The organism is Myxococcales bacterium, assembly GCA_022563535.1.
Taxonomy (GTDB): Bacteria; Myxococcota_A; UBA9160; order UBA9160; family UBA4427; genus DUBZ01.
In genome coordinates this window covers 35,760-46,804 of the sequence record JADFNE010000034.1, presented here as the reverse complement: position 1 = coordinate 46,804, position 11,045 = coordinate 35,760, and the positions used below count along the sequence as shown (strand labels likewise).

General features: G+C 61.2%; 8 protein-coding genes. 5 read left to right on the top strand and 3 right to left on the bottom strand.

The window, feature by feature from the left end; translation table 11 throughout:
- Positions 1-290: hypothetical protein (locus IH881_12040; GenBank protein MCH7868419.1), on the top strand; the 290-nt coding region annotated here is incomplete at its 5' end.
- A 60-nt stretch (positions 291-350) separates the two neighbouring features.
- A complete protein-coding gene (locus IH881_12035) occupies positions 351-1,772 on the top strand; it encodes a DUF2029 domain-containing protein (GenBank protein MCH7868418.1) in 1,422 nt (473 codons plus the stop codon).
- Here the strand turns inward: IH881_12035 and IH881_12030 are convergent.
- Positions 1,737-3,455: a glycosyltransferase family 39 protein gene (locus IH881_12030; GenBank protein ID MCH7868417.1), complete on the bottom strand. Its 1,719-nt coding sequence runs from the start codon at positions 3,453-3,455 to the stop codon at positions 1,737-1,739. The two genes, IH881_12035 and IH881_12030, sit on opposite strands and share 36 nt — an antisense overlap.
- Positions 3,456-3,551: 96 nt before the next feature.
- Positions 3,552-5,051, bottom strand: a complete 1,500-nt coding sequence (locus IH881_12025; protein MCH7868416.1) for a hypothetical protein — start codon at positions 5,049-5,051, stop codon at positions 3,552-3,554.
- Between the two features lie 139 nt (positions 5,052-5,190).
- On the opposite strand from IH881_12025, the gene IH881_12020 reads away from it, so the two are divergent.
- A complete protein-coding gene (locus tag IH881_12020; GenBank protein MCH7868415.1) occupies positions 5,191-7,377 on the top strand; it encodes a tetratricopeptide repeat protein in 2,187 nt (728 codons plus the stop codon).
- A gap of 8 nt (positions 7,378-7,385) precedes the next feature.
- On the opposite strand, the gene IH881_12015 is transcribed toward IH881_12020, so the two are convergent.
- Positions 7,386-9,194, bottom strand: a complete 1,809-nt coding sequence (locus IH881_12015) for a hypothetical protein (protein ID MCH7868414.1) — start codon at positions 9,192-9,194, stop codon at positions 7,386-7,388.
- 60 nt (positions 9,195-9,254) lie between these two features.
- Here IH881_12015 and IH881_12010 point away from each other — a divergent pair, with 60 nt between their 5' ends.
- Positions 9,255-10,133: a glycosyltransferase gene (locus IH881_12010; GenBank protein ID MCH7868413.1), complete on the top strand. Its 879-nt coding sequence runs from the start codon at positions 9,255-9,257 to the stop codon at positions 10,131-10,133.
- 23 nt (positions 10,134-10,156) lie between these two features.
- Entirely contained in the window at positions 10,157-11,038 is an 882-nt protein-coding gene (locus IH881_12005) for a class I SAM-dependent methyltransferase (protein MCH7868412.1), read from the top strand.
- Positions 11,039-11,045: the final 7 nt, after the last annotated feature.

Below are 11,045 nucleotides of genomic sequence, written 5' to 3'. Positions count from 1 at the left end.
ACATGAACTTCGTGCCACCCGAGTTCGCGGTCTTCGGCGAGGATCAAATTCTTGACGCGCTGCGGGCGACGCCGCCCGACTGGATCGCCATCGTGCACCGACCCACGCGCGAATACGGAATGCTATTTTTCGGGCGCGACTACGGCAAACTCGTCTGGGCCTGGATCCAGAGCAACTATGTGAGCGCGGTAACCCTCGGCGCCAAACCCCTGGTCAGCCGCCGCTTTGGTATCGAGCTGCTCGAGCGAGTACCGAGGGTAGAAAGTCCTCCCCCCGGCCAAGAGCGGTAGCCTGAAAGTACGAAGGGTGCAGTGGCCAGCTTTCTGGTGGCGTGCTAGCGATGGCTAGCAATGGACACCGACGCTTCCGCTGAACCTGACACGATCCTCGAGGCTGGGGTGCGCGATCACCTGGCATCCGTGATCGCCTGGGGCAGCTTCTTTGCAGCCAGCTGGTTTCTGTTCGCCACGCGCGGTCGCTACCACCCCTGGGTCGTCTACTACGCGGGCTGCGTGGGACTCTTCCTGATTACTGTCATCGGTATGCGGGTCTGCCGCCGGGGCCTGCCCCTCGGTCTTCCGGCCATCGTCGTGATCTCGCTCGGGATCCTGATGCAACTATGGTTGCAGTTCAAAAACCCTGGTGTGATGTATTTCAAGCATGATCTTGCTCGCCAGCTATTGAGCAACGGCATTTTGCTGTCCCTCGCCATCACGGCTGCGGCAATGCTGTGGGCAGCATGGCGCCGGGGCGGCCCGCTCAATCTGCCACTGGCGCCGGTGGTTGCGCTATTCGTCATCTTTTTGCTGGGCTCGGGCGCGGTGATCTTGGGTTCGCCAACGCCACACATCGACGTCTGGACAATGGGTCAAGAAGCGTCGGAGCTTCTCTGGAATGGAACCAATCCCTACAGCCACATCTACCCGGATATCTACCGCGGCCGCTACAGCTATACGCCGGTGTTTCCGTATTGGCCGGGCACGCTGTATGGGAATGCACTGTCGTGGCGACTCACCGGAGAGATTCGCTGGGAATACGTGCTGACTTCAATTCTGTCGCTGGCGCTGCTCGTTCGAATTTCGCGCAGTTTGCTGGGATCCTCGCGACAATTCGCGCTGCCCATGGTGTTCATGAGTCTGCCCATGACATTCTTTGTGCTGGAGCAGAGCTGGGTCGATGCCGCATTGATCTTCATGTTGATCGCCAGCTATGTGGCTTTTCGCGAGCGACGGTTCCTTCTGCTCGGGGTCCTGCTCGTGCTCGCGCCGGCGGTAAAGCAGTATGGCGTCGTCTTCTCGGTCTTCCTCGGGCTGGCCGTACTGCGCGACACCACCTGGCAGCAGCGAAAGACCCTGATCTTCGGTGCAACAGTGACCGCAGGGCTCCTCTTTATCCCATTCATCATTCTCGACGCCCAGGCAATTTACGATTCTACCGTGGGGAATCTTCTCAATGTGAAGCCCCGCATGGATTCGTTCAGTCTGACCGTGCACTGGGCGCGTGAAGGACTGATCAGCGCACGGGGTAGCGGCCCCACGTTGATAACAGCTGTATTGGGTGGCTTGTTATGTGTTTGGATCAGCTGGGGGCGGGGCGATCCGCTCATTGCCACGGCTTCGCTATTCGCATTCTTCTTTCTATTCTCGAAGGTGTCGTTTTGCAACTACCATCATTTCTTGCTGGGGATATTCGCGCTCTTGCTCCTTCACCTGCATGGTAACTGGCTGAATTGCGGCTCAACGAGTTTGTCTACCAGCCGGGGGCAGATCTAACTTCGCCCGCTCGGCTTGAAGTGAGCGTCGCACCCCTGGCGCTTTGGGTCGGATATTGAGCGCGAGTTCGAGGTGGCGGACCGCATCCTCGTGCTTGTCCAGCGAACTGTATGCACCCGCCATGTTGATGTGGAGCTTCGCCATGTGGCCGAGTCCAGGCAGAGCCCGCTTGTAGCTCGCGATCGCTAGCGCGGGCTCTTGCTGCCGGCGATAGATGTTTCCGTAGTTGAAGAACTGAGACGCCGCCGATTGGCGCAGGTCGTCGGTCCACGAGTGGAGCGACAGTGCTGCGATCAGAACCGCCGGAAGCAGCCAGGCGATCAACTCGAGGCGCGAACGCCGCACGAGCGCAACGATCTCCATGGCGCCGCAGCCCGCTAGCACAGCCAGGACCGGGACCGCGGGCAGGCGGTAGCGGGACGCAAAGTAAAAGATCAGAACCGACGACAGATTGGCGAGGGTGAATAGATACAGAAGGACCTGGGGCGGCTCGCGCCAGCGCGGGCTGCGAAGTCCCAAGAAGGCGAACGCCAGGATCAACCCGAAGGGAACGGGTGCGAACCAGAGCGCTGGCGTCAGCTCGCGCTCCGCGGGCAGGGAGTAGTCGACGGGAACCTCATCGCTCGACAGCCAGAAGCGCAGCTTGAGGGCGATCAGGCCGACGGCGCGAATGGGATCGTCCGTGAGGTGCGCGAGACCGCGCCCGAACCAGTAGCGACTGACGCCGGCCTGGGTGAGGGAACGGCCGGCCGCCTGCTCGGCGACCTGCCGCTGATCCGCGGCCTGGGTGAGTGGGTTGCCGCTGATCACGTCAGCCCGAGCGTAGAGCCCGCGGGCCTTGGGGTTGTTGCCATCAAAAAATGTAACCCCGGCCTGGGACGAGATCAGCGTAATCTCGCCGGTCACCCAGTAGTTGCGCAGGGTGGCGGGGGCGATGGCCAGAACGATCCCGCAGCACAGGGCGAGTGCCCCCGCGAGCGCCACACGGGTCTGCCCGGCATTGGTGTTGCGCGGGGTGTGCTCGCGCTGAGCCCATAGCCACCAACCGATGGCGAGTGGAGCAAAGAGCAGAGTATTGGGTCGAGTCAGACACGCCGCACCGAGCAACAGACCTGGAATTACTGCACCGACTGTCCAACGTCGATCGTGAGCAAACAACAGCAGGGCAAGGCTCGCAACACACAAGAATGTCGCAAAGGTCGAACTCATGAGCTTGACCTCGAACATCCCCATGGCGCCGTAGAACGCGATCAACGCCGCCGCCGCGATCCCCGCGCCCGGGCCGCAACAGCGCCTGGCGATTAGCGCGACCAGTGCAACGCTGGCGAGACCGAGCAATTGTTGCACGGCGTAGATGCAGCCCGGTCCGTCTGGGCCGATCCAGCGGAGCAGGGCGACAAAGTAGGCGTAGAGGGGGCCGAGGCCGAAGGCCTCGCTCCCCGCGAGCAGGTCGCCCGCAGTGATCTGCGCGGCCATCTGGTCATAGACCCGCGAGTCGAGTAGTCGCATGTCCCGGAGTTCCGGACGACTGAGGGTCTGGAATAGAAGTACGCCCCGGACACCAGCGGCGGCGGCGAGCACTCCTGCGAGCCAATACCGAAAGCGCATCACCTCGGGCGCGACCTCATCATGATCTGAGCGCGCTCCAAGGGGGCCCGAGCCTGAATGGTTCGACGACTCCATGGCTCGCTTCTTTCGCTGCGCTGGGTTGTCATGAAGCGCCAAACGCTACATCGACCCAGTGCATGGTTCAACTTGACGCCATTGTCAGCGAGGCCTCTACTGCCGCGGCCAGAAAGCCTGGCTGGCTCGTCGGCCAAGCCACAGCGCGAAGAAGAGCGCCAGGCACAAAGAGATCGCGTAGCGACGTTCGTCCACCAGTCTGAAAGGGCCGCTCATGACCTCGTGGCCGTAGAGGAACGCCGCAAATATGACGGGCACCAACGGTGCGAGTCGTCCCGGTAGCAGTGGCAGCGCGAGAAGTACGACCCAGTAATACGAGGTAACCGGAGTCAACGCGAAGATCAGCGCAAGTCCCAGCACGGCGGATTCGACCAGGCTGGCGCGCCACGCCGCAAGACAAAAGAGAACGATGAATCCGAGCCTGAGTGCAGGTAGAACGAGCCCGTGTCGCTCGACCATGGCCGGAAGGCTCGACCCGGGCATCGGGGTGAGCGTGACCAGAGCGCGGGTGAGCGCCAGGGGATCGATGTGCAGAGCCGTGTTCAGGTCAAAGGTCATGGGCGATACGAGGGCTACGTGCATCCGCATGTTGTCCACGAATTCAGACCAGCCTGCGAAGCCACGGCCCGACAAGGTGCCGGCGAGCAGACCGAGCGCAACGGTCGCTGCGAATGCTCCGAAGAGCTGAAGCGGCCACTCGGGTCGCTCTCGTCGCCGCCAGGCCTTCAGCGCGAGCAGGGCGGGGCCGGCGAGCAGGAGTGCCGGAAAGAGTCTGGTCGCGGTGGCGTAGCCGAGCATCATCCCGGCGAGCGCTGGCCGCTTGCGTTCGAGCATGCAGAAAGCTGAAACCACAGCGACGAGCCAGTCCAGGCGCATCAGCGCGCCGACATAGACGTAACGCCATCCGAAGCCCAGACCAAAAACAACCAAACTCGCGCACAGGACACGCGAACCATAGGTTCTGCCGATCAGGACAAACATCAGCGACGCGAGGACGATGTCGAGCAAGCAGAGGATCCCGGACCCCATCGGTCCCGGTGTCACGAGCGCGGTGATCAAGCGGGCGACCGACACCCAGGTCGGGGTCGGGTTGAAGCCGTGATCCTTGTGGATTGCTCTATTGACTTTGGCTGGGGCGAAGCGGTGAATGCGATTGCGGTCACTCACGAATTGCTGCCAGCGTTCCGGCGTAAAGCGCGCCGCAATGCTGTCCGCGTACACCATGTGGTCTTCGCTCAATACCAATGTGTTGGTGCGGAGATCCCTGACCCACTTCGGAAGGGCTGTGTTCGGCAGACTCTCTCGATGCGCCGCAAGAGAAGCTGCGTAGAGACCGTCGTAGCCGAGTTCGGAGAAGTACTTCGCGCCGAGGTAATAGTGAAAGTGCTCGTGGTAGTTGACGAAGCCGTCTCCCTGGTAGTGCCGAACCGCGCCGAAATTGTAGAAGGTCAGCAGCGCGAGGGCGGCGGCCGTGACCGCGATGGTTTTTGCACGCCAGTCGGACGGGGGGAACTTTGCGCGAAGGCTCACCGCGATGAGGAGAAGGCAGATCAGGCTGGTAGCGAAGCGGAGAAGCGTCTCTGTCGCGGGGTCCATCGACTCAGTCTACCCGACCCATGACCGGAATCACCCGGTCACGAATGTTCCAGAGGCTGATGGTGTTGTTGTAAGTTTTGTTATAGGTGTTGTTGTAGATGTTGGTGTGGCAGCATGAAAGCAGGGAGAACGAATCAACATGTCCCCAGTGGTGCGCGCCAGCCTCCAACTACTGCTGCTGCTCGCGCTTGCGTGCGGTCCGAGCGACCCCATGCCGGAAGTTCGAAAACTGCAGGACGCTGGCCATTTCGAGCAGACCATCGGTTTGCTGCGGCAGATCGTCCGCGAAGATCCTTCGCATACCGAAGCAAGTCTGCTGCTCGGCAAGGCGCTGCTGCGGACGGGCAATGCCGGACTCGCCGTGTGGCCGCTTCGCAAGGCCGCCGAGTTTCCCGATTACGCGGTCGAGGCCGGCATGCTGATGACCCGGGCAATCCTCGCGAGTGGAACCTCGCTCGATGCGGTCGAGGAGATCGAAAAGGTCCTGGAGATCGAGCCCAACAACCTGAACGCCTCGGCACTGTTGGCGGATGCCCACCGATCGACACGCGAAATCGAGGTATCGCTCGCGAACATCGAGCGAGTGCTCGAGCTGCACCCTACCAATCTCGCGGTGCTCGTAACTCGAGTGACGGCGCTGATTGCGCTGCATCGAATTGAAGAGGCCGGTGCATCCCTCGATGCCGCCCAAGCGAGCTTCGACGCCTCCGAAAATGACATCGCAAGCCGGATGCTCGCAAGACTCTGTGTCGCCCGCGCCTCGTTCACGGCCGAGCGCGGCGAAATGGAAAAGGCCGAGAAGCACTACGCCGATTGCGCCAAACAATTCCCCACCGAGGCCGCCGCCGTCACGGAGATCGTTGCCTTCTACGATCGGATCCAAAAATCTGAGCGCGCCACCGAGGTCCTCGAGCGCGCCTCGAACGAGTTGAGCACCGGCCCCTTCCGCACAACCCTTACACGGCGGATGGACGCCCTCGGTATTTTGGGGACAAAGGAACAACTCCTGCTCGAAAAGGCCGAGACGCAACATTCGACCGAGGCTTGGTTCGCCGTTGCTGACGACTACGTGCAGCGCGGACGCTTTGACAAGGCGATCGATGCTTTCGAAAACGCGCTGTCCCTCAGCCCGGGATCGCCGCGCCTCAGTTTCGCCTACGCCGACACCCTCGTGCAGGCCGAGCAGTTCGAGAAAGCTCGCGAAGTTGCCAACCAACTGGAACAGCCCAAGTTTCAGAGCCTGATTCTTGGCCGCATCTTCCTCGCCGAGGGCAACTCCCGGGACGCGCTTGCGGCCTTCGAGACCGGGATTGAATTGTGGCCGGAGAACGCAGTTGGACGATTCCTGGCCGGGCAGGCCGCCGAGGGCGTCGGCGAGTTCAAGCAAGCGATCTCCCACTATCGCGAGTCGTTTCGAGCCTCTCCCGGCAGCAGCGCTGCCGGACTCGCACTGGCGAAGCTCTACGCATCCCAAGGTAGTCTCAAGGGGGCCCTTCAGGTCTCCGGCAAATACCTGCAGACTCCGGCGCATTATCAAGATCCTGAAGCATTGCTCGTAAACATCCGCAGCGCCCACGCTCTTGCTCTATCCAAGCTCGTCGATAAAAAGCTTGCGCGTTTGAGCAAGATACCCGGTCAGGCCGCCGTTGCCGTCGCCGAGCGGGCGTCGATTTGGGCCGAAGCTGGCGCCACCGAACAAGCGGTGGGGGTTGTCGAAGCGGCGGGTCTCGATCTGACAGATTCAGCAAACTCGATTGCGTTCCGGGTTCTCATCGAACAACTCGAGATGCTCGGCCAACACAAAAAGATCATGGGCCAAATCGAAGTGGCGCTGGCCGCTTATCCCGACGATTCGATCTTCCACGAACTACACGGCCGCGCGCTCTACGCCGCGGCACAGCCCGATCAGGCACGCGCGAGCTACGAGCGGGCGCTGGAACTGGACGCTGCGAACTGGCGAGCCCTCGAGGGTCTGGCCGTCCTCGCCACGGCGGCGGGGGATACGCCCCGGGCACTGAGCCTCTATGACCGCGCCCTCGCCGCCGACCCAGAGGATGCGACAACCGCATTCGCGGCGGTCGCACTCGTGCGAGAGACCGACCCCGACGAGGCCGCCCAGCGTCTCGAGCGCTTGCTCGACGCCCACCCGCACGCAGCTACCGCGGCGAACGATCTCGCGGGGATCCTCGCCGATCGAGGCGAACTCGAGCGGGCCAGCATTTATGCCGCCCGTGCAGCATGGTTCCATTTACCGGAAGCCGCGAAAACCCTCGAGCGAATCGAGCAGCTTCGGGCCGGAGCCGCGACAGCGATGGAACCACAGTAGGGCATTGCTCAGCGCCTGGGTGTGCGCGTCTTCGACTGCTCCATCAAATAGAGCAGGGGGACACCCATTCGCTCGACCGTGCCGAGTACGCGCCCAGCATGACGGCGATGACAGTTGGTTCGTGTGAATGCCAGCACGATATCGGGACGCCAGATTGGGCGACTTGCCACGAAGTCAGCTTCGCTCCCTGGGATATGATCGAGAGCATCCACCATCGTGGCATGCATCCCCTGGCACGCGGATACGGAAATTTTTTGTCCGGACGACGCTCCTTCGTCCCCGCCCCGAAGAGCAAAGAGTTGTCGCATGCCCTCGCGATAACTCAAACCCAGGTAGTCCGTTTCGTAGCGCTCGGCAGCGCCGGGTAGCCCGCCCGCGACGCTTCGGTTGAAATACACATACTGGTAGGGGTGTAGTGCGCGCATATCGAGCAACGTGAGCAGCGCCAGCGCAACCAAAGCGGCCAGCGTCGCAACACGCAGGCTCAACCCGTGGCGCCCAGCGAGAAACTCTACCAACGAAGCGGCGAGCATCACGGTCAGCGGTGGCAACAGAAAGAGGAAGTGGCGGATCCCGTCGAATTGAATCACACCCAATAGAACCGTTGCGGCCAGTGGCGCGACCACCGACACGGCAACCACAACCCATGCCATCTCCCTTGGCTTGGGCCAGCCCGGTGAACGTCGGCGCGCCCATTGCACCAGTGCCCAGATCGTCACCGGCGCCAGCAACCAGAACTCCGGCGCGCTGATTGCCAACCACTGCACGCTGTAGCGGGCGGGCACACGGCTGAGCAGGTGGGTGCTGCCGTCGAACAACACCGAAAAGTCGACATTGAGTTCCTGCGCAATGTCGCCAAAGAATCCGAGTGCTTGAAGCGGCCGCAACAGCGGAGAAAACTGTGCCCATGGCCACCCGACAAGCATCACGCCCCATGCCACCACGGCCACTGCGATCGCGCAGCCGATGACGATCATCAGTTCGCGCTTCAAATTCGAGGTCGCCTCGCTCTCTTTATCCACGAGGGCTTTGCCGAGCCACCATGTCATCCCGAGCCCGAGAAAGGCAAAGTTGATGACGCCGGCTACGCGAATTCCCATACAAGCACCGATCGCGACCCCCAATGCGAGTATGCGTCCCATGGATAGACGCGGCAGCGAGGACAGCGCGCCGCAAATGGCCAGCAACATGAATGTCGAGAAAACTGCAAACGGGAGGTCCTTCGGGTTGGCAAAGAAATGGCCATAGAAACGCGGCGTCAGGGCCAGCAGCAACGCGCTCAAGAACCCGGCGGCTCGGCTGTGCAGCAGACAGCCGAGCCAGGCAACGGCGCCAAGACCCACCACACCCAGCCAGGCGGTGACGAGATGTCGGGTTGAAGTGCGATCGAGTGGCGAAACGCGTGCCGCCATTTCCGCAGGCAACTCGAAGAAGCCTCCGTAGTAGGCCATGGCATCTACCCTGGGCACGAACTCGTCGAAACTCCCTTGCGGCGAGAGCCCGCGTAAGTACCAATCGGCGATTTCCACGCCCAAGGGAGCCTGAAAGATCTCGTCGATGTTGTAGCCGTAGTCGTCGTAGCTGGTGGTTACGACCAGCCACGTGATGACGAGCAGCGCGCCGGTCGCGAAGTGCCAATGAGGACTCGCGATGTCGGGCCAGGGTGGTTTTGCCGTCGCGGCGGCGCTGATTTTTTCATGTCCATTCGCCAGGGAAGGCGATGAACCCGCGAACCGAGCAATCAAACCGGCGGCTAGAGCCACGGCGAGCGCAATTCCGACGGGCAAGCGCGGCCAGGCCAATAGCAGTTCGCTCATCGGGCTAGGCTAGCCCACGCTCGATTGAGCTGCTGGCCGCTAGCAACTTTCGGGAGTCCAATGGTCGGTTCTTCAACCCCCTCGCAATTTGACAAACTGGATAGCGACCCGCAGGCTTTGTTGGTGCCCGTCGATTCCAGCGCTCCCAATGCCGCAACCGCACACCAGCCTGAATCGGGTTGTCGAACGACAGTCGTCCTGCCCTGTCTGAACGGTTCGGCCTACCTGGATTCATCGCTGCGCACGCTATTTGATTTCCTTGATCGGGAAATTCCCGAAGCTGCGCCGTATGAGGTCATCCTCGTCGACGACGGATCCGACGACGGAACCTCCGAGATTGCTGCTCGCTTCGACGGCCGTGTAAAGGTTCTCACCCACGCTCTAAATTGCGGAAAGGGTGCGGCGGTCAGAACCGGAATTCAGGCTGCGCGGGGAGAATTCATTTTTTTCATCGATGCGGACATCCCCTATGCGCTTTCGGCAATGTCCATCATGCTCGACGCGCTGGATCGCAAAGAATTCGATCTCTGCCTGGGGACGCGATCACTTGCTGAGGCCCAGAGTATCCTGCGGCCCTCCTTCATCCGGCGCGTGGCCAGCGCAATTTTTTCCGAGTTCGTGAGTCGGATCGTCGTCACCGGAATACGCGATACGCAGTGTGGGTTCAAGGGGTTTCGTGCGGACGCGGCCCACTACCTTTTTTCACAGAGCCGTATCGACGGTTTTGCGTTCGACGTCGAACTCGTCTACCTCGCTTTCAAGAACAACTTCGACATGAAAAAGGTACCCGTGAAGCTCGTGCGCGATGAAAATTCGAACGTATCGCTCATGCGGGATGCCCCACTCATGCTGCTCTCCGTTCTGCGCCTCCCATTCCACTACTATCTGGGGCACTACCAGATGCAGGACTCACAAAAACAAGAGGGCTCCCAGTCTTGAGTTGCATGTTGTGCGGGGAGGAGGTGCTTTCTCATCGCCACTCGTTCGGTGAATACGAGATCCGCACTTGCCAGGCCTGCGGACTGAGCCAGCTCGATCCCCTGCCTTCGACCGAGACGACAATCAACTTATACGCTGACGGTTATTTCGCAGGAACGGGCGCGATCGGCTATTCGGATTACGCTGACCAGGAGCGTGAGTACCGAGCCACTTTCGCCGAGGACCTCCGCTCACTATCCCCTTATCTAGCGGCCGGGGCTTCGGCGCTCGATGTCGGCTGTGGCTTTGGTTGGTTCGTTGATGGAGCCTTGGCAGCGGGCTACGACGCGATCGGCATTGACTTTTCACGCGAGGCAGTGGAGCGGGCCGCACAGATCCTGCCAGGCCGCGTCTTTCATGGCGCGATCAATGATGTCGCCGAGCTGCGAGACCGGCGCTTCGATCTCATCTTCTCATCCCACGTGATCGAACATATCCCCGAGCCGCACGTTTTCATGGCCGATCTTGTCGACCGCCTGAATGAGGGCGGAGTGATTGCACTCGTTACACCGAACATTGAGAGCGCGCTGGCACGAATCTCGGGTAGACGCTGGGTCTCATTCAAACTGCCCGAGCACGTATCCTATTACTCGCCTTCAACCATCAGGCGCCTGCTCGAGACTGCCGGCCTCGAGGTTGTCAGCGTAGAGCCCGCGTACCAATATTACGCGCTGCCGTTCTTGATGCATCGCATCCGCGAACTGATACATCCAATCGGCAAGTTGATCCCACGAATCGAATCGAGCGCGTTGCTCCGCAACCGAATGGTTCGCGTAACCAGCGGATCGCTTCGTGTGATCGCAAGACGCCCAGTCTCCTCGCCGGGCCCTCTGTTCGATCTTGACCGTGCCGAGTTGGCTCTATAGAGTGAGC

Bases quoted from the DNA above. Each gene is read 5' to 3' on its own strand.
- IH881_12035 (MCH7868418.1), top strand. From the start codon at position 351: ATGGACACCGACGCTTCCGCTGAACCTGACACGATCCTCGAGGCTGGG.
- IH881_12030 (MCH7868417.1), bottom strand. From the start codon at position 3,455: ATGGAGTCGTCGAACCATTCAGGCTCGGGCCCCCTTGGAGCGCGCTCA.
- IH881_12025 (MCH7868416.1), bottom strand. From the start codon at position 5,051: ATGGACCCCGCGACAGAGACGCTTCTCCGCTTCGCTACCAGCCTGATC.
- IH881_12020 (MCH7868415.1), top strand. From the start codon at position 5,191: ATGTCCCCAGTGGTGCGCGCCAGCCTCCAACTACTGCTGCTGCTCGCG.
- IH881_12015 (MCH7868414.1), bottom strand. From the start codon at position 9,194: ATGAGCGAACTGCTATTGGCCTGGCCGCGCTTGCCCGTCGGAATTGCG.
- IH881_12010 (MCH7868413.1), top strand. From the start codon at position 9,255: ATGGTCGGTTCTTCAACCCCCTCGCAATTTGACAAACTGGATAGCGAC.